Below are 17,523 nucleotides of genomic sequence, written 5' to 3'. Positions count from 1 at the left end.
GGATGGGCGACAGCCTGATCCTGGTGGGCCGCGTGGCGGGCGCCTTCGGCGTCCGCGGCGAGGTCCGCCTCACCAGCTACACGGCCGAGCCCTCGGCCCTGCTGGACTATCGCGACCTGAAGCGCGAGGACGGCCGGCCCGCCCTCACGCTGCTGTCCGGCCGCCCTGCGAAGGGCGGCCTTGTCGTGCGCGCTCAGGAAGTGGAGACCCGCGAGCAGGCCGAGGCCCTGCGCGGCCTCAACCTCTACATCCCGCGCGACATCCTCCCCGAGCCCGAGGAGGACGAGTTCTACGTCACCGACCTGATCGGCCTGGCCGTCGAGACGCCGCAGGGCGAGCCGCTGGGCCGGGTCAAGAACGTCCAGGACTTCGGCGCCGGCGACCTCCTGGAGATCGAGCCCCCCGAGGGCGCCGCCTGGTACCTGCCGTTCACGAAGGAGGCCGTGCCCGAGGTGCGCCTCGCCGAGGGCAAGGTCGTGGCCGTGCGCCCCGAGGAAACCGAGTAGGTCAGGCCTTCGGCTTGCGCATTCGCATCAGGCCTTCCTGGGCGCAGGACGCCACCAGCACCCCGTCCGAGGCCCGGTAGATGTAGCCCAGGTTGAAGCCCCGCCCGCCCGAGGCGCTGGGGCTCTCCTGGACGTACAGGTGCCATTCGTTGAAGTCGGTCGGGCGGTGGAACCACATGGCGTGGTCCAGGCTCGCCGACTGGAAGCCCGGCGTGCGCCAGCTCACCCCGTGCGGGCGGATCGCGGTGCCCAGGAGGCTCATGTCCGAGGCGTAGGCCAGGATCACCTGGTGCATGTGCGGATCATCGCCGATCGGATGGCGGGCGCGGAACCAGACCTGCTGGTGCGGGTCGCGCGGCTCGGGACTGGCGGTGTCGAAGCGGCCGCCGACGGTTCGCATCTCGATCGGCTGCACGCGGTCGATCCAGTCGACGTCCTGCGGCGGCGGGTTCGGATTGAGCCGGCGGCGCACGACGGCGTCGTCCTCCACCTCGTCGGGCGAGGGCGCGGCGGGCATGTCGGCCTGGTGCTCGAAGCCCTGCTCCTCGGTCTGGAACGAGGCCGCCAGGTTGAAGATCTGCTGACCGTGCTGGATGGCCACCACCCGACGGGTGGTGAAGCTGCCCCCGTCGCGCGCCCGGTCCACCTCGAAGATGATCGGCACGGTCGGGTCGCCCGGCCGGATGAAGTAGCAGTGCAGCGAGTGGCAGATCCGGCCCTCGACCGTCTCGTAGGCCGCCAGCAGGGACTGGGCGATCACCTGGCCGCCGTAGATGCGCTGGCGCTGCTCCTTGTCGGGAGTGGTCCCCCGGAAGAGGTTCACCTCGAGCTGCTCCAGCCCGAGCGTTTCGACCAGCGTCTGGGTGTCCATGGCGTCCGCGGATGCTGCAAGTGCGAAGGCGCGTGCATTACGCCGCCGCGGCGAGGCCGTCTACTTCGCGGCCTTCATCCGCATCAGGCCTTCCTGGGCGACCGAGGCGACCAGCGTGCCGTCCTCGGCGTAGATCGCGCCCCGGATCAGTCCGCGCCCGTCCGACGCCGAGGGGCTGTCGTGGACGTAGAGGTGCCAGGTGTTGAAGTCGGTCGGGGCGTGGAACCACATGGCGTGGTCCAGGCTCGCCGACTGGAAGCCCGGCGTCTGCCAGTGGACCTGGTGCGGACGCATGGCCGTCGAGAGCAGGTTCATGTCCGACGCGTAGGCCAGGATCACCTGGTGCATGCGCGCATCGCCCCCGATCGGCGTGCGGCACCGGAACCAGTTCTGCGACACCGGCTCCTTGGGCCCGTCCAGCCAGTAGGTCCGGGCGTCCTTCGAGCGCATCTCGATCGGCATCGGCCGCGAGAGCCAGCGCTTGGCCTGTTCGGGCGCGTCCTTCATCAGCTCGCGCAGGACCTCCATCTGGTCCTTCAGCTCGGACCAGTGCGGGCCTTCCGGCATCGGGGCCTGGTGGCGGAAGCCCTCCTCCGGGTCCTTGAACGAGGCGGCGAGATTGAAGATCTGCTTGCCGTGCTGGACCGCCACGACCCGGCGGGTGGTGAAGCTGCCGCCGTCGCGGGACCGGTCCACCTCGAAGACGATCGGCACGGTCGGATCGCCCGGCCGGATGAAATAGCAGTGCAGCGAGTGGCAGACCCGCGACTCCACCGTCTCGTAGGCCGCCAGCAGCGACTGGGCGATCACCTGCCCGCCGAAGATGCGGCCCGGCGCGTTGTCGGGCGAGGTCCCGCGGAACAGGTTCTCCTCGATCCGCTCCAGCTGGAGAGTCTCGACCAGGGTCTCGTCTTGGGCGTCGGTCTCGCTCATGACCAGCGGCGATACGCGGGGGCGCCGCGCCCGGCAAGGCTTGACGTGGCGGCGTCGGCGCCCGCCTTACGACCGCCATGTCCTTCGACTGCGCCGTACTGACCATGTTCCCCGAGGCCTTCCCCGGCCCGCTGGGCGTCTCGCTCATCGGCACTGCCTGGCGCGAGCAGAACCTCTGGTCGCTCGAAACGGTGGACATCCGGGCCTTTTCCAAGGATAAGCGCGGCTTCCTCGACGACACCCCTGCGGGTGGCGGCCCGGGGCAGGTGATGCGGGCCGACGTGATCGCCTCCGCGCTGGACAGCGTGGAGCGGCGCGGACGTCCGCTTTTGTACATGAGCGCCCGGGGCCGGCCCCTGACCCAGGCGCGCGTGAGTGAATGGGCCGAGGGCCCGGGGCTGATCGTCCTGTGCGGTCGGTTCGAAGGGGTGGACCAGCGGGTGCTCGACGCCCGCGGGTTCGAGGAGGTCTCCGTCGGAGACGCGGTCCTGGCCGGAGGCGAGGCTGCGGCGATGGTGGCGATCGAGGCGTGCGTACGGCTCGTGCCCGGTGTGTTGGGGCAGGCCGAGAGTTTGAGTGAGGAAAGCTTCGAGGACGGGCTCCTCGAGCATCCGCAGTACACCAGGCCGCGGACGTTCGAAGGGCTCGAGATCCCCGAGGTGCTGCTTTCGGGCAATCACGCGGCCATCCGCCGCTGGCGCCAGGAGCAGCGCGAACAGACCACGCGGGAGCGGCGTCCGGACCTCTGGGCGAAGCGGCTCGCCAATCAACAGGCAAAGGGCGGGTAAAGCCCAGTAAGGAAGACGACGATGAACGTGATCGAACAGCTCCGTAAGGAAGAGGCCGACCGCCTCCTGGCGCAGCGCAAGGTTCCGGAATTCCGCCCCGGCGACACGGTGCGCGTGAACGTCCGCATCAAGGAAGGCGACCGTGAACGCGTGCAGGCCTACGAGGGCGTCTGCATCGCCCGCGCCGGCCAGGGCGTCGACGAGAACTTCACCGTCCGCAAGATCTCGTTCGGCGAGGGCGTGGAGCGCGTGTTCCCGATCCTGTCGCCGATGATCGAGTCGATCGAGGTGAAGCGCCGCGGCGTCGTGCGCCGCGCCAAGCTGTACTACCTGCGCGACCGTCGCGGTAAGTCGGCCCGGATCGCCGAGCGCCAGATGACGGCGGCGTCCAAGGAAGAGCCCGCCGAGAAGTCGGAAGCCTAAAGGCCCCGACGCACCGAGTTTCCATGCGGCGGCCGGAGCGATCCGGCCGCCGTTCATGTATGGGGACGGCCGTGAGCGACCTGCAGCGATACGAGACCCGCGACGGCCCGATGCTGGGCTTCGCCAGCGACATCTACGTCGCCCGCTCGCTGGAGCTCTACGGCGAGTACTGCCCGGGCGAGCGTCGCCTCTTCGACCAGCTGGTCAAGCCTGGCCACACCGTCGTCGAGATCGGCGCCAACATCGGCAGCCACACCGTCGCCCTGGCGCGCGCCTGCGCGCCGGGCCCCCTCTATGCCTTCGAACCGCAGCAGCGGGTGTTCCAGGCGCTCTGCGCCAACCTGGCCCTGAACGGCGTGGCCAACGCGGTCGCCTATCCCGAAGCCTGCGGGGAGGCGCCCGGCTGGGCGGTGGTCCCGCGGCTGGACTACGGCGCCGTGCGGAACCCGGGCGGCGTCGCGCTGCAGCCCGACGGATCCGAGGGCCTGCGGACGCGCATCGTGCGGCTGGACGACCTGGAGCTGCCCGCCTGCCACCTGCTGAAGGTCGACGTCGAGGGCTTCGAGCCCGCCGTCCTGCGCGGCGCCGCCGGCACGATCGCCCGCTGCCGGCCGATCCTCTACGTCGAGAACGACCGCGCCGCGAACCAGCAGGCGGTGATCGACCTGATCCACGGCCAGGGCTACCGGATGTACTGGCACACGCCGGCGCTGTTCGATCCGCAGAACTTCCGCGGGAACGCCGAGAACGTCTTCCCCGGGACGGTGTCGCTGAACCTCCTGGCCATCCCGAGCGAGCGGCCGAGCAACATCGCCGCCCCGCCCATCGACCCCGCCAACTGGCGCTCGCCCATCAAGGTCTAGAGCGTCGCCGTCAGGGCGCGGCCTGCGGATGCTGCGGCAGGCCATCGTCCAGCTTCAGCCAGGCCACCCGGCTCTCGACCCAGAAGTGGTCGGTCGGCGACAGGGCCGACGGATCGTCCAGGGCCGCGAGAGCCACCGACGTCCGCCCCGCCGACCCGCGGCGCGAGAACAGGGTCGTCCCGCAGGTGGGGCAGAAGCCGCGGGAGAGGTCGTCCGACGAGGCGAACCACTGCGGCTCGCCCTCGATCGCCACCTGCTCGGTCGCGAACAGCGCCCGGGCGAAGAACGGCTGGCCCGTGACCCTCTGGCACATGCGGCAGTGGCAGACGCGCACGTTCACCGGCGCACCCTCGGCGCGGAAGCGGACCCGTCCGCAGAAGCAGCCGCCCTCGTACGCCGTCATCCCGCCTCCGCAGCATAGCCGGCGAGCTCGGCCGCCAGGTGATCGAACATCGCCCGCATGCGCGGCGCCCCCCGCAGCGCCTCATGCATGCAGATCCAGATCTCCAGCCGGAACTGGAAGGCGCCCGGCAGCACGTGGACCAGCCCCGCGCGGCGGCCGATCTGATGCTGGCAGACGCCGATCCCGAACCCCGCCTTGAGCAGGGCGAGCTGGGCCACGTCGTTGTCGGTCCGCAGGGCGAAGATGTCGCGGGTGATCGGCCGCCCGATGTCGACGCCGATCCCCTTGGGCGGCGGGCTGCGGTCATAGCCGATCAGGGTGTGGGCCCCGAGCGCGTCCAGGTCGTCCGGGACCCCGTGGCGCTCGAGGTAGCGGGGGGTCGCATAGAAGCCGAACCCGATGTCGCCCACCTTCTTCGCCACGATCGCGTTCTGGGTCGGACGCGCCATGCGCACGGCGATGTCGGCGTCGCGGCGGGAAAGGTCCTCGACGCGGTTCGAGACCGCGATCTCCACGTCGATCCGCGGGTGGGCCTCGCGGAACCTGGCCAGGATCGGCGGCAGCACCTCGGCGCCCATGATCTCGCTGGCGGCCACGCGGACGACCCCGCCGGCGTGATCGGCGGCCCCGGCCGCATCCCGCCCCGCCGCGCCGGCGGCGGCGGCCATGTCGGCGAGGTGCGGCTTGAGGGTGAGCGCGAGGTCCGTCGCCTGCAGGCCCCGGGGGCTGCGCAGGAACAGCGGCGCGCCCAGCTGGCGCTCCAGCTGGTCGATGTGACGGCCGAGGGTCGGCTGGGTCAGCCGGCGCAGCCGCGCCGCGGCCGAGAAGCTGCCCGCCTCCAGCACGGCGTGAAGGCTCTGCAGCAGGTCCCAGTCGGGCGTGGTCGTCATGCGCCCTTGAATAGCTCAAGCTTCCCGGCGTCAGAAACGCTTTCCCAATCGTCGCCGGGCAAGAAATTGCTGCAACCGCGTGCATTCTGCGGCGTCGCAGCACTAGACGTGCGCGGGTCCGCGGACCTAGATGCGCGCCATGCCCGGCAAGACCCTCTACGACAAGATCTGGGACGCCCATGTCGTCGCCGAACAGGACGGCGAGGCGATCCTCTATATCGACCTGCACCTGATCCACGAGGTGACCACCCCGCAGGCCTTCGCGGGGCTGCGTGTCGCCGGCCGCCCGGTGCGCCGGCCGGACCGCACCCTCGCCGTGGCCGACCACAACGTGCCGACCGAGGGGCAGGGCCTGGGGATCGACGCCGTCGCCGACGAGGAGGCGCGCCTCCAGCTCCAGACCCTGGCGAAGAACGTCGCCGAGCACGGCATCGAGTTCTTCTCGATGGGCGACGTGCGCAACGGCATCGTCCACGTGGTGGGGCCCGAACAGGGCCGCACCCAGCCGGGCATGACCATCGTCTGCGGCGATTCCCACACCTCGACCCACGGCGCCTTCGGGGCGCTGGCCCACGGCATCGGCACGTCCGAGGTCGAGCACGTCCTGGCCACCCAGACCCTGCGCCAGAAGAAGGCGAAGAACATGCGGGTGCGCATCGAGGGCGAGCCCGCCCCCGGCGTCGGCGCGAAGGACTTCGCCCTGGCGGTCATCGGCGAGATCGGCACCGCCGGCGGCACCGGCTACGTCATCGAGTACGCCGGCTCGGCCGTGCGGGCGCTGTCGATGGAAGGCCGCATGACGCTGTGCAACCTGACCATCGAGGGCGGGGCCAAGGCGGGCCTGATCGCCCCGGACGAGATGACCTACGCCTATCTGCAGGGCCGGCCCGCCGCGCCGAAGGGCGGCGCCTGGGAGATGGCGCTGGACTACTGGAAGGGCTTCCACAGCGACGAGGACGCCGTCTTCGACCGCGAGATCGTGCTGGACGCCGCGAAGATCGCCCCGACGGTGACCTGGGGCACCAGCCCCGAGGACGTGGTGGCGGTCACCGGTCTCGTCCCCTCGCCCGACAGCTTCGGGACACCCGACAAGCGCGCCTCGGCCGCCCGGGCCCTGGAGTACATGGGCCTGACCGCCGGCCAGCCGATCACCGAGGCGAAAGTCGACGTGGTCTTCATCGGCTCGTGCACCAACAGCCGGATCGAGGACCTGCGGGCGGCGGCGGCGATCGTCGCCAAGGCGCTGGAGGGCGGCCGCAAGGTCGCCCCGGGCGTCCGGGCCATGGTCGTGCCGGGCTCGGGCCTGGTCCGCGAGCAGGCCGAGGCCGAGGGGCTGGACGAGGTGTTCAAGGCCGCCGGCTTCGACTGGCGCGAGCCGGGCTGCTCGATGTGCCTGGGCATGAACCCCGACCGCCTGGCGCCGGGCGAGCGCTGCGCCTCGACCTCGAACCGCAACTTCGAGGGCCGCCAGGGCCGCGGCGGGCGCACCCATCTGATGAGCCCGGCCATGGCCGCGGCGGCCGCGATCGCCGGCCACATCGCCGACGTGCGGGAGTTCCTGTGATCACCGGTCTCGACCACGTCGCGCTCTGCGTGCGCGACCTGGACGCGGCGGTGGACGGCTACCGCCGGCTGCTGGGCGTGGAGCCCAACTGGCTGGGCGGCGACGGCGGGGCGCGGCACGCCTGGTTCCAGCTGCCGAACATGGCGCTGGACGTCATCAGCCCGCACGGCGAGGGCGCGTTCGGCGACCGCATGCGCGCCCAGCTGGAGACCCACGGCGAGGGGATCTGGGCGCTGGCCTTCACCGTCGGCCGCACGGTGGACGACCTGGCGCCGTTCGCGAAGCTGCTGTCCCGCCGCGGCCTGCGGATGACCGAACCCGCCCTGACCCGCTCGACGCACGACGACGGGCGCAAGCGCTACTGGCTGGGGTCGAACGCCGACCCGGAGGACACCGGTGGCCTGCAGATCCTGCTGATCGCTCAACCCCGCGACGGGACGCCCTGGCCGCTCTCCGAGCCGGCGGGCCCCGCGCCCGTGGCCCGGCTGGACCACGTGGTCGTCCACACGCCCAACCCCGACCGCGCCCTCGCCCTCTACGGAGCCAAGTTGGGGCTCGACCTGCGACTGGACCGCGAGAACCCTCAGTGGAGCGCGCGGCAGATGTTCTTCAAGGCGGGGGAAACCGTGGTGGAGGTCGCCGCCAGCCTCACCAAGCCCGTCACCACCGGCCCCGACGCCTTCGGCGGCCTAGCCTGGCGGGTGGACGAGCCCGGGGCCGCCCGGGCGCGGATCGCCGCCGCCGGCTTCGACGTCTCGGACCTGCGCGCCGGCCGCAAGCCCGGCACCCAGGTCTTCACCGTCCGCGACGCCCCCGCGGGCGTTCCGACCCTCATGCTCAGCGCCGAACCTGCGATGGAGACCGCCTGATGGAAGCCTTCACCCGCCTCGACGCCAAGGCCGCGCCGCTGCCGCTGGCCAACATCGACACCGACCAGATCATCCCCAAGCAGTTCCTGAAGACGGTGGAGCGGGCGGGCCTGGCCAAGGGCCTGTTCTACGACCTGCGCTTCGACGAGCAGGGCCGCGAGAAGCCGAACTTCGTCCTGAACCGGCCCGAGTACAAGGGCGCCGGCGTGCTGGTGGCCGGCGACAACTTCGGCTGCGGCAGCTCGCGCGAGCACGCCCCGTGGGCGCTGATGGACTTCGGCATCCGCTGCGTGATCTCCACCAGCTTCGCCGATATCTTCTACGGCAACTGCTTCCAGAACGGCCTGCTGCCGGTGGTGCTGAAGGCCGAGGAGGTCCAGCAGCTGATGGACGAGGCCCGCGGCGGCAACCACGTGGTCAGCGTGGACCTCGAGGCCCAGACCGTCACGTCTCCGTCGGGGGCCGTGTTCCGCTTCGAGATCGATCCGCAGCGCAAGGACAAGATGCTCCGGGGCCTCGACGCCATCGGCGAGACCCTCCAGTCGCAGAAGGACATCGACGTCTACGAGATGAAGCGGGCGCTGGCCCAGCCTTGGCTGGAGGGGGCCTGAGGACCCCCTGAGGAACTTCCGCCGGACGGCGCGCGTCCGGCGGAGCTCGTCCTCTACTGCTTCTTCTCTTCGTCAGGTCCGGCCTTGGCGCTCGCCGAGCCCTGGACCGAGCCGCTGGCCGTGACGCCGGAGGTCGTGTCGGCCGAAGCGCCAGCGTCGACGCCCGCATTCGCATCGGCTCTGGCGGGAGCGGCGTCGGACGCCGCCGCGGCCGAGCCCTCGGCGGTGGTCGCGCCGGACACGGCGGCGGCGGGGCTCGCCTGCTGGCCGGCCGTCTCGGCGGCCTTCGCGGCGGCCTTCGCCTTCTGGCGGGCCGTCTGGCTCACGCCGCGGGTCGTCTCGGCGCCCGAACGGGCCACGCCGCTCACGGTCGAGCCGAGGCCCGCGCCGGGTTGGGCCACGCCGCCCACGGCGGCGCCTGCCGAGCCGGTCACCTGACCCGCGCCGCCGAGGAGCTGAGCGCTGGCCGGGCCGGCGAGCGCCGCGGCGGCGGCCATGGCGAAGAAAGTGGTCGCGATACGCATCCAGTGGTCTCCCTTGCGGCGTCCGCCTTCGCAGACGCCAGTGGTCCCCGCCGACCGCCGCCTAGAGAGACCGCCGCTGTGGGTGAGAAAATGGCGCAGCCGTGGCCATGCCGTGACGGGCCCGGGGTTCCCGAGCGCGCCGTCTTCGCCTAGGAGGTCGCCCGCGCACCTGGACGAACCGAGCCTTGGGGGACCTGCCGTGACCGATCTGCTTCTGCTTCCCGGCGACGGCATCGGACCGGAAGTGACCGCCCAGGTGCGCCGGGTCGCCGAGCGGCTGGCGCCCGACCTCGCCATCGACGAGCGCCCGTTCGGCGGGACCAGCTACGACCGGCACGGGACGCCGCTGACCGACGAGGCGCTGGCCCTGGCCAAGGCGTCGAAGGCCGTGCTGATGGGCGCCGTGGGCGGCCCCCAGTGGGCGGGCGTTCCGCGCGACAAGCGCCCGGAAGCGGGCCTGCTCGCCCTGCGCGCCGGCATGGAGGTGTTCGCGAACCTTCGCCCCGCCCTGTGCTTCGAGCCGCTGGCCGACGCCTCGACGCTGAAGCGGGAGGTGGTCGAGGGCCTCGACATCATGATCGTGCGCGAGCTGATCGGCGGCATCTACTTCGGCAGCCCACGCTTCATCGAGGAGATCCCGGGCGGCAAGCGGGCGGTGGACACCCAGGTCTACACCACCCCCGAGATCGAGCGGATCGGTCGGGTCGCCTTCGAGCTCGCCCGCAAGCGCCGCAACAAGGTGACGAGCTGCGAGAAGTCCAACGTGATGGACTCGGGCCTGCTCTGGCGCGAGGTGATCACCGACCTGCACCAGCGCGACTACGCGGACGTCCAGCTCGAGCACATGCTGGCCGACAACGCCGCCATGCAGCTGGTGAAGAACCCGCGCCAGTTCGACGTCATCGTCACCGACAACCTGTTCGGCGACATCCTCTCGGACGAGGCCTCGCAACTGACCGGCAGCCTGGGCCTGCTGCCCTCGGCCGCGCTGGGCGAGCCCGGCCGTCCCGGCCTCTACGAGCCGATCCACGGCTCGGCGCCGGACATCGCCGGCAAGGGGATCGCCAATCCGCTGGCGGCGATCCTGTCGTTCGAGATGGCGCTGCGCTGGTCGCTGGATCGGCCCGACCTGGCCGACCGGCTGTTCGCGGCCGTGGGCCGGGCCCTGGAGAAGGGGGCGCGCACGCCGGATCTCGGCGGTAAGCTCACCACGATCCAGATGGGCGAGGCGGTGCTCGCCGAACTCTAGCGGGAGGGGACGATGGCGGGCTGGCTGGTGAAGTCGGAACCCAACACCTACAGCTTCGAGGACCTGCAGCGCGACGGCCGCACCGTCTGGGACGGCGTCCGCAACAACGCCGCGGCCCTGCACCTGAAGGCGATGAAGGCGGGCGACGAGGTGCTCTTCTACCATTCCCAGGAAGGCCTGGCGGTGGTGGGGATCGCCAGGGTCTCCCGCGAGGCCTTCCCGGACGCCACCGACCCTTCCGGCCGTTTCGTCGCCGTCGAGCTCGAGCCCGTGCGGCCGCTGGCCAGACCCGTGACCCTGGCCGAGATGAAGGCGAACCCCGCCCTCTCCGAAATGGCGATGCTGCGGCAGTCGCGGCTGTCGGTCTCGCCCGTCCGCCCCGAGGAATGGCGCGCGATCCTGGGCATGGCCGGCTGAGGGCGCACTCAACCCTCTCGCGCCGCACTCGCCTTAAGGTCGTGTTAAAGAACAAGTTCCCGGCAAGCTCGTGTTAACCGTGCTCACGGCAAAGCTTCACCCGACGAGGCCGGATCGTCCGGCCGACGCGAGGGAGCCAAGGGCCGGTCGATGTCGCTCGATCCCGCCTCTCGCGCGCGCTTCAACCTGGAGCGCGCCGCCGTCATGCTGCTGGACGACACCCCGATGGGCATGTCGATCCTGGTGCAGATCGTCACCGGGCTGGGCGCCAAGACGCTCTACCGCTGCGCCAGCGTCGAGCAGGCCCAGCAGGTGGCCACCAGCTACGAGCTGGACCTCGCCATCGTCGACGGCATGGCGCCGTCGGGGGCCGGCTACGACTTCGTGCGCTGGATGCGGACCGAAGCCAAGGAGCCCAACTGCTACACGCCGGTGCTGATCACCACCGCCCACACGCCGGCCAGCGACGTGGCCCGGGCCCGCGACTGCGGCGGGCACATCATCATCAAGAAGCCGATCGCGCCCAAGGTCATGCTGGAGCGGATCCTGTGGGTGGCCAAGGAGGGGCGGCCCTTCCTGTTCTCGGGCAGCTACGTCGGGCCCGACCGGCGCTTCCGCAACGACGGACCGCCCGACGGGATCGGCCGCCGGCGCGAGGATCACATGGTCGACGCCGGCGAGGCGCCGGCCGACGAGGAGGCCGCGTCCGACGCGCGGGCCGCGTCGTGAGCACCGTCCGCTTCGTCTTCCCGAAGGTCCGGCTGACCGAGATCCTGAAGACCCCCGGCGGGCTCACCGTCGCCGAGGCGCTGGAGCGGGCGCAGACGAACCTCGAGGAGATCCGCCCCACCTGCATCGCCGACCTCACGGCCCTGCTGGAGTACGCCGAGGCGGGCCTCGAGCAGCTGCCAGAGCCGGCGGACGATGCGGGTCTGGCCGACCTCTACGCCATCGCCGTGCGCGGCATCGGCGCGGGGGCCGTCTGCGGGGTCCCGGCCGTGGACGAGGCGCTGACCAGCCTGTGCGACCTCATCGACCATCTCCGCACGCGCGGCCGGTTCGACCGCGAGGCGGTGGCCGTGCATGTCCGCGCCTGGCGCCTGCTCATGAACCCCGACCTGCCCGACGGCGGGGCCGAGCCGGTTCTGGACGGCCTGCGCAAGGTGACGAGCCGTTACGCTGGGCCTGAGCCTGCCTGATCCGGTCCTAGTCCTGCACGGTCATCTGGGTCTGGATGACCAGCGCCAGCAGCCGGCCGTCGGGGCCGGTGATGCGGGTCTGCCAGACGCTGGACCGGCGTCCGATGTGCAGTGGCGTCGCCTCGCCATCGACCACCGTCCCGACCTTGGCCGAGCCCAGGAAGTTGGTCTTGCTCTCCAGCGTCGTGGTCCGGGCGCCGGCCGGCAGGTTGAGGAAGCCGCCGATGGCGCCCAGCGCGTCGGCGAAGGCCATGAAGGCGCCGCCGTGCAGGATGCCGCCGGCCGTGCACAGGTCCTCGCGGACGGTCAGCCGCCCCCGCACGCGATCCTTCTCGCGCTCGACGATCTCCACGCCCATGAGATTGGCGAACGGCATGCCGGTGTCGGCCATCGGTGATCCTCCCGTTGTCCCGGCCCGCATAGGGCCCCCGCAGGCGCGCCGTCCATGACCTTCGGCGTCATGCCGGGACCGCCTCTCGCCGGCGCGCCTTCCGCTGGCGCCGGGAGAGCCTATCTGAAGGGGCGTTGAGGATCGCTCGCCTTGCGCTGGCGGGGCGCAGGGCGTACGGGGACGCTCCCCAGTCTTAGGAGGACACCGATGGGTTACCGGGTCGCCGTGGTCGGCGCCACGGGCAACGTGGGCCGTGAAATGCTGAACATCCTCGAGGAAGTGAAATTCCCCGTGGAGAAGATTCACGCGATCGCGTCCCGCAAATCCATCGGTCAGCTCGTCTCCTTCGGCGACCAGAACATCGCCTGCGAGGACGTCGAGCAGTTCGACTTCTCGAAGGTCGACGTCGTGCTGATGAGCGTCTCGGGCTCGTTCTCCAAGGAGTGGTCGCCGAAGATCGGCGCCGCGGGCCCGATCGTCATCGACAACTCGTCGGCCTGGCGCATGGACCCCGACGTCCCGCTGATCGTCCCCGAGGTGAACCCGGACGACGTGGAGTGGGCGAACCGCAAGAACATCATCGCCAACCCGAACTGCTCGACCGCCCAGCTGGTGGTGGCGCTGAAGCCGCTGCACGACCGGGCTAAGATCAAGCGGGTGGTGGTGGCCACCTACCAGTCGGTCTCGGGCGCCGGCAAGGAAGGCATGGACGAGCTCTGGGACCAGACCAAGGGCGTGTTCGTCCTGGGCGCCCCCGAACCGAAGAAGTTCCCCAAGCAGATCGCCTTCAACGTCATCCCGTTCATCGGCGCGTTCCGCGACGACGGCTACACCGACGAGGAAGCCAAGATGTGGGACGAGACGCACAAGATGATCGACCCGGCCATCAAGCTGACGGTCACCTGCGTGCGCGTGCCGGTGATGGTCGGCCACTCCGAGGCGGTGAACATCGAGTTCGAGAGCCCGCTCGACGAGGACGAGGCCCGCGAGATCCTGCGCGAGGCCCCGGGCCTGATCGTCATCGATAAGCGCGAGCCCACCGGCTACATCACGCCCAAGGAAGCCCAGGGCGAGTTCCCGGTGTTCGTCAGCCGCATCCGCAACGACCCGACCGTCGAGAACGGGCTGTCGATGTGGGTGGTCGCCGACAACCTGCGCAAGGGCGCGGCCCTGAACGCGGTGCAGATCGCCGAGCTGCTCCACCAGCGCGGCCTGATCCGCCAGAAGGCGATCGCTTAAGACCCATGGCTCCGTCCGCGTCCGACGGTGAAGGCCGTCTGGCGCTGACGGCGGGAATCGTCTGCTACCTGATCTGGGGGTTCGTCCCGCTGGCCTTCCAGGCCATCGGGGCCCTCGGCGTGGGATCGTGGGAGATGCTCTCCCACCGGATCCTCTGGAGCGCGCCCGCCGCGGCGCTCTTCGTGCTGCTCGCCCGCCAGGCGGCCGAGGCGCGGGCCGTGCTGCGCCAGCCCCGCGTGCTGGGCTGGCTGGCGGTCTCGTCCGTGCTGATCGCCACGAACTGGGTGGTGTTCATCTGGGCGGTGAACTCGGGCCGCCTGCTGGAGACCTCGCTCGGCTACTACATCAACCCTCTGGTCAACATGGCCGCCGGGGCGCTGATCTTCCGCGAGCGCATCGACCGCATCGGTCAGGCGGCGATCGCCCTGGCCCTCGTCGGCGTGCTCGTCCAGACGGCGGCGCTGGGCCATCTGCCCTGGGTGTCGCTGGTGCTGGCCTTCAGCTTCGGCGGCTACGGGATCGTGCGCAAGCGCGTCTCGGCCTCCGCCCAGACGGGGCTCCTGTGGGAGTGCCTGATCCTGGGCCTGCCCAGTCTGGCGCTGATCCTCTGGCTGCAGGCGCGCGGCGAGGGCCACTTCACGGCCGGGCCGGTCGAGGCCGCCTGGCTGATCGCCTCGGGCCCGATCACCGCCGCGCCGCTGGCGCTGTTCGCCTGGGCCGCCCGCCGGCTCCCGCTGTCGGCCATGGGGTTCCTGCAGTTCCTGGCGCCCACCATCAGCTTCTGCATCGGCCTCCTTCAGGGCGAGGCGTTCACGCCGCTGCGGGCGATCTCCTTCGCCTTCATATGGGCGGGGGCCGCCGTCTTCCTCTACGGCGCATGGCGGCGCTCGCGCGCGGTGCGGGTCGCGATCGCCACGACGGCGGCCGCGCGGAAGTAGCGAGGGCGCTAGCTCAGCGCCTTCTCCATCACCGAGAGCGCGAGCGGCGGGTCGAGGGCCACCGGGAACGGCCGGCTCTCGCCCGTCCGCCGGTAGCCCCGGCGTTCGTAGTAGGCGATCAGCTCGGCGCGGACCGAGACCACCGTCAGCTCCATGCGCGAGGCGCCGAACCGCTCGCGGGCTAAGCGCTCGGCCGCCGCGACGATCCGGCGGCCGAGCCCGCCGGCCTGCCGGCGCGGATCGACCGTCAGCATGCCGAAGTAGGACGTCTCGCCGGACACGCGGCTCACCTGCACGCAGCCGGCCAGCCGGTCGCCGTCGAACGCCAGCAGCAGAACCTGGGCCGGATCGTCGACGATCGCCTGCAGGGCCTCGGCGCTCGTGCGGGGCCCCTCGATCAGGTCGGCCTCGTGGGTCCAGCCGGCGCGGGCGCTGTCGCCGCGATAGGCGCTCTCCACCAGCCGGTGGACAGCGGGAAGGTCCGTAGGTCCCGCGGCGCGGAAATCCAGCTTGATGTCCGACATGGCGCTCAGAGCGCCCCGTAGGCGGCCTCGATCAGCCGCCGGGGCCGGGCGTCGCCCATCAGGGCGGTCCCCTGCTTGTTCATCACATAGGCGCCGCCCAGTCGACGGTCCGGATCGGCGAAGGCGCAGCTCCCGCCCCAGCCCGAGTGGCCGAAGGTCCGCTCGCCCGGGCCCCAGGGATTGTTCGGCGGATTGCGCATGAAGCCCGCGCCCCAGCTCATCTCGAACGGCAGCACCAGGTCCTGGCCGTGGATGCGCTCGCGGCTCGCCTCGGCGATCAGGGCGGGCGACAGGATCTGCCCGCCCTCGAGCCAGCCGTTGTCGGCCAGCGCGCCCATCAGCCGCGCGAGGGCGAGCGCCGTGGCGTAGCCGTTGGCCGACGGGACCTGTGTCTTGCGCCAGACAGCGGCCGGAACGCCGCCGACCGAGGCCCAGGGCGTCAGGAAGGCGGCGCGGGTGGGATCGTTCACCTCGCCGAAGTCCGGCAGGGCGCTGGGCCGCTGCAGCTCGGCCAGGCGGCCGAACTCGCTCTCAGGCAGGCCGATCCAGAGGTCGAGGCCGAAGGGGGCCCGAAGATCCGCCCCCAGGGCGTCGCCCATCATGCGCCCGTCGGTCCGGCGGAAGACCTCGCCGGCCAGGTAGCCGAAGGTGATCGGATGGTAGCCGCTGGCCGTTCCCGGCGGCCACATCGGCGCCATGGCGGCGAGCTTGTCGGCGATGGCGTCCCACTCGACCCACAGGCTGGGCTCCATGGGCTCCAGGAACCCCGACAGGCCCGCCTGGTGCGACAGGACCTGCTCGACGGTGATCGCCGCCTTTCCGGCTTGCGCGAACTCGGGCCAGACCTCGGCCACGGGCTGGTCGTAGCGGAGGAGGCCGCGTTCCACCGCCCGCGCCACCAGCAGGGCGGCCAGGGCCTTGGTCGTCGAGAAGATGCAGGTCAGGGTCTGCTCATCGAAGGCCCGCGTCCGCTTGCGGTCGGCATGGCCCGCCCACAGGTCGAGGACGACCTCGCCCGCCTCGACGAGGGTGAACCGCGCCCCGAGCTCCTCGCCCGCCTCGAAGTGGGCGGCGAAGGCGTCCTTGACGGCGGCGAACCGGGGCGGCGCGAAGCCTGCAATCTCGACCATCAGACCGTGGCCCTTTCCTCGAAACCCTCGGCGCCGTCGTCCGCCGCCTCGGCCGGCGTGACCGCCGTGACCCGCGCGGCCGGCGGCCCGTCGGCGCAGGCGCGGACCAGAGCGTCCACCGCATCGGCCGGCCCCACCGCCAGCAGTTCCACCCAGCCTTCGGCGCGATTGCGCACCCAGCCGGAAACGCCGAGCCGCCGGGCTTCGGCCGCCGCCCACCAGCGGTAGCCCACGCCCTGGACCCGGCCCTCGATCCTGAGGATGACGGCGCGACGCATGACGCCACGGGGGATGCCCCCGCCGCGCCCCGAAATCAACTCGCCGACAGCTCAGGCCGGTTCAGAGGCGCTCCACGCGCACCGCTGCCCGCGGAGACACGAGCCGGTCGGCTAGGGCCACGATCGGCAGCTCGGGGGCCTTCCACTCCAGGGTGGCCTGGACGGTCTCGGCGGCGGCGCGGGCCGCGCGTTCGGCGGCGGCCAGGGGAGCCATCCCCTCCACCAGCCCGGCGCCGAAGCTGGCGGCGACGAGGTCGCCGGTCCCGTTCGGGGCGCGGTCGAGGCGCGGGTGGGCGAACAGCACCGCCTCGGCCTCCGTGACCAGCAGGAGCCCGATCTCGTCCGAGCCGGCGGGGACCGAGGTGACCAGGGCCGGCCGGCCCAGGGCCCGGGCCGCGTCGCGCGCCGCGCCGGCCGTCTCGACGCTGCGCCCGGACAGCCGGCCCAGCTCCCAGAGGTTCGGCGTGATCCAGTCGGCGAGCGGCACGAGCCGGCGGGCGACGCGGTCGGCCACGTCGGGGTTCACATAAAGGCCCTTGGGCGCATCGCCCATGATCGGGTCGACCACCACCACCGGACGGCGGGAATAGGCCGGGCCGCGCTCGGCGGCGCGCACCCTCTCCAGCACGCCGGCGGCGATGTCCACCTGTTCGGGCATGGAGAAATGGCCGGTGATGATCAGGTCGACGAGGCCGAAGATCGCGTCGGCCTCGATGTCGCCAAGCATGCGGGCGAGCACGTCGGGGGCGGTCACTTCGCCGAGGCCGCCCTTGGCCGGGCTGCGGCCGAACATGACCGTGGGGGCCAGCACGGGGTCGATCCTGTGCGCGGCCAGCACGTACTGCTGGGCCCCGCCGCCGATCCGGCTGGCCGCCACGAAGGAGGAGAGGACGAGGGCTAAGGGCACAGCCTG

The 17,523-nt window shown here is 71.6% G+C and carries 23 protein-coding genes; 13 read left to right on the top strand and 10 right to left on the bottom strand.

The window, feature by feature from the left end; genetic code table 11:
• Positions 1-2: 2 nt before the first annotated feature.
• Complete coding sequence (gene rimM / locus PHZ_RS00620; protein WP_012520677.1) at positions 3-506, top strand: ribosome maturation factor RimM; 504 nt, start codon at positions 3-5, stop codon at positions 504-506.
• Position 507: 1 nt separating this feature from the next.
• On the opposite strand, the gene PHZ_RS00615 is transcribed toward rimM, so the two are convergent.
• On the bottom strand, positions 508-1,377 hold the full coding sequence (locus PHZ_RS00615; RefSeq protein ID WP_012520676.1) for an acyl-CoA thioesterase: 870 nt from the start codon (positions 1,375-1,377) through the stop codon (positions 508-510).
• Between the two features lie 60 nt (positions 1,378-1,437).
• On the bottom strand, positions 1,438-2,310 hold the full coding sequence (locus PHZ_RS00610; RefSeq protein WP_012520675.1) for an acyl-CoA thioesterase: 873 nt from the start codon (positions 2,308-2,310) through the stop codon (positions 1,438-1,440).
• A gap of 77 nt (positions 2,311-2,387) precedes the next feature.
• Between PHZ_RS00610 and trmD the strand changes: the two genes are divergently transcribed.
• The 3 genes from trmD to PHZ_RS00595 all read left to right on the top strand — a co-directional run bounded on the left by trmD (position 2,388) and on the right by PHZ_RS00595 (position 4,384).
• Complete coding sequence (gene trmD / locus PHZ_RS00605) at positions 2,388-3,098, top strand: tRNA (guanosine(37)-N1)-methyltransferase TrmD (protein WP_012520674.1); 711 nt, start codon at positions 2,388-2,390, stop codon at positions 3,096-3,098.
• A 21-nt stretch (positions 3,099-3,119) separates the two neighbouring features.
• Positions 3,120-3,521 carry a 50S ribosomal protein L19 gene (rplS, locus tag PHZ_RS00600; RefSeq protein ID WP_012520673.1) on the top strand — a complete coding sequence of 134 codons (402 nt, stop codon included), beginning with the start codon at positions 3,120-3,122 and terminating at the stop codon, positions 3,519-3,521.
• A 71-nt stretch (positions 3,522-3,592) separates the two neighbouring features.
• Positions 3,593-4,384 carry an FkbM family methyltransferase gene (locus PHZ_RS00595; protein ID WP_201765264.1) on the top strand — a complete coding sequence of 264 codons (792 nt, stop codon included), beginning with the start codon at positions 3,593-3,595 and terminating at the stop codon, positions 4,382-4,384.
• A gap of 10 nt (positions 4,385-4,394) precedes the next feature.
• Here the strand turns inward: PHZ_RS00595 and PHZ_RS00590 are convergent, their stop codons facing one another.
• Both PHZ_RS00590 and PHZ_RS00585 read right to left on the bottom strand, forming a co-directional pair.
• Entirely contained in the window at positions 4,395-4,787 is a 393-nt protein-coding gene (locus PHZ_RS00590) for a GFA family protein (protein WP_012520671.1), read from the bottom strand.
• The gene (locus tag PHZ_RS00585) at positions 4,784-5,677 is read right to left on the bottom strand and encodes a LysR family transcriptional regulator (RefSeq protein ID WP_012520670.1); all 894 of its coding nucleotides are present in this window, start codon (positions 5,675-5,677) and stop codon (positions 4,784-4,786) included. The genes PHZ_RS00590 and PHZ_RS00585 overlap by 4 nt, the downstream gene beginning before the upstream one ends.
• A gap of 139 nt (positions 5,678-5,816) precedes the next feature.
• Here PHZ_RS00585 and leuC point away from each other — a divergent pair, with 139 nt between their 5' ends.
• Genes leuC through leuD form a run of 3 tightly spaced genes read left to right on the top strand, consistent with a single transcriptional unit; the run spans position 5,817 to position 8,721 of the window.
• Positions 5,817-7,241 (top strand): 3-isopropylmalate dehydratase large subunit, encoded by a 1,425-nt coding sequence (gene leuC / locus PHZ_RS00580; protein ID WP_012520669.1) that lies wholly within the window; start codon positions 5,817-5,819, stop codon positions 7,239-7,241.
• Positions 7,238-8,110 (top strand): VOC family protein, encoded by an 873-nt coding sequence (locus tag PHZ_RS00575; protein ID WP_012520668.1) that lies wholly within the window; start codon positions 7,238-7,240, stop codon positions 8,108-8,110. Before leuC ends, PHZ_RS00575 begins: the two co-directional genes overlap by 4 nt.
• Positions 8,110-8,721 carry a 3-isopropylmalate dehydratase small subunit gene (gene leuD / locus PHZ_RS00570; protein WP_012520667.1) on the top strand — a complete coding sequence of 204 codons (612 nt, stop codon included), beginning with the start codon at positions 8,110-8,112 and terminating at the stop codon, positions 8,719-8,721. The genes PHZ_RS00575 and leuD overlap by 1 nt, the downstream gene beginning before the upstream one ends.
• Positions 8,722-8,774: 53 nt before the next feature.
• Here the strand turns inward: leuD and PHZ_RS00565 are convergent, their stop codons facing one another.
• On the bottom strand, positions 8,775-9,245 hold the full coding sequence (locus PHZ_RS00565; RefSeq protein ID WP_041372920.1) for a hypothetical protein: 471 nt from the start codon (positions 9,243-9,245) through the stop codon (positions 8,775-8,777).
• Between the two features lie 199 nt (positions 9,246-9,444).
• Between PHZ_RS00565 and leuB the strand changes: the two genes are divergently transcribed.
• The 4 genes from leuB to PHZ_RS21370 all read left to right on the top strand — a co-directional run bounded on the left by leuB (position 9,445) and on the right by PHZ_RS21370 (position 12,110).
• Entirely contained in the window at positions 9,445-10,494 is a 1,050-nt protein-coding gene (gene leuB / locus PHZ_RS00560) for a 3-isopropylmalate dehydrogenase (protein WP_012520666.1), read from the top strand.
• A 12-nt stretch (positions 10,495-10,506) separates the two neighbouring features.
• A complete protein-coding gene (locus PHZ_RS00555; protein WP_012520665.1) occupies positions 10,507-10,911 on the top strand; it encodes an EVE domain-containing protein in 405 nt (134 codons plus the stop codon).
• A 150-nt stretch (positions 10,912-11,061) separates the two neighbouring features.
• Positions 11,062-11,640, top strand: a complete 579-nt coding sequence (locus PHZ_RS00550; protein ID WP_012520664.1) for a response regulator — start codon at positions 11,062-11,064, stop codon at positions 11,638-11,640.
• Entirely contained in the window at positions 11,637-12,110 is a 474-nt protein-coding gene (locus tag PHZ_RS21370; protein ID WP_012520663.1) for a hypothetical protein, read from the top strand. Before PHZ_RS00550 ends, PHZ_RS21370 begins: the two co-directional genes overlap by 4 nt.
• Before the next feature lie 7 nt (positions 12,111-12,117).
• Here PHZ_RS21370 and PHZ_RS00540 read toward each other — a convergent pair whose 3' ends face one another.
• Positions 12,118-12,501 (bottom strand): PaaI family thioesterase, encoded by a 384-nt coding sequence (locus PHZ_RS00540; RefSeq protein WP_012520662.1) that lies wholly within the window; start codon positions 12,499-12,501, stop codon positions 12,118-12,120.
• 207 nt (positions 12,502-12,708) lie between these two features.
• Here PHZ_RS00540 and PHZ_RS00535 point away from each other — a divergent pair, with 207 nt between their 5' ends.
• Complete coding sequence (locus PHZ_RS00535; protein ID WP_012520661.1) at positions 12,709-13,740, top strand: aspartate-semialdehyde dehydrogenase; 1,032 nt, start codon at positions 12,709-12,711, stop codon at positions 13,738-13,740.
• 5 nt (positions 13,741-13,745) lie between these two features.
• The gene (gene rarD / locus PHZ_RS00530) at positions 13,746-14,678 is read left to right on the top strand and encodes an EamA family transporter RarD (RefSeq protein WP_012520660.1); all 933 of its coding nucleotides are present in this window, start codon (positions 13,746-13,748) and stop codon (positions 14,676-14,678) included.
• A gap of 8 nt (positions 14,679-14,686) precedes the next feature.
• Here the strand turns inward: rarD and PHZ_RS00525 are convergent, their stop codons facing one another.
• The 4 genes from PHZ_RS00525 to PHZ_RS00510 all read right to left on the bottom strand — a co-directional run bounded on the left by PHZ_RS00525 (position 14,687) and on the right by PHZ_RS00510 (position 17,517).
• Entirely contained in the window at positions 14,687-15,202 is a 516-nt protein-coding gene (locus PHZ_RS00525; RefSeq protein WP_012520659.1) for a GNAT family N-acetyltransferase, read from the bottom strand.
• 5 nt (positions 15,203-15,207) lie between these two features.
• Positions 15,208-16,332 carry a serine hydrolase domain-containing protein gene (locus tag PHZ_RS00520; RefSeq protein WP_012520658.1) on the bottom strand — a complete coding sequence of 375 codons (1,125 nt, stop codon included), beginning with the start codon at positions 16,330-16,332 and terminating at the stop codon, positions 15,208-15,210.
• Entirely contained in the window at positions 16,332-16,610 is a 279-nt protein-coding gene (locus PHZ_RS00515; protein WP_012520657.1) for an acylphosphatase, read from the bottom strand. The genes PHZ_RS00520 and PHZ_RS00515 overlap by 1 nt, the downstream gene beginning before the upstream one ends.
• A 61-nt stretch (positions 16,611-16,671) precedes the next feature.
• Positions 16,672-17,517 carry a PfkB family carbohydrate kinase gene (locus PHZ_RS00510; protein ID WP_012520656.1) on the bottom strand — a complete coding sequence of 282 codons (846 nt, stop codon included), beginning with the start codon at positions 17,515-17,517 and terminating at the stop codon, positions 16,672-16,674.
• Between the last annotated feature and the right edge of the window lie 6 nt (positions 17,518-17,523).

The sequence above is a fragment of the Phenylobacterium zucineum HLK1 genome, from assembly GCF_000017265.1.
Taxonomy (GTDB): Bacteria; Pseudomonadota; Alphaproteobacteria; order Caulobacterales; family Caulobacteraceae; genus Phenylobacterium; species Phenylobacterium zucineum.
This window is presented reverse-complemented; position numbering and strand designations above follow the sequence as displayed.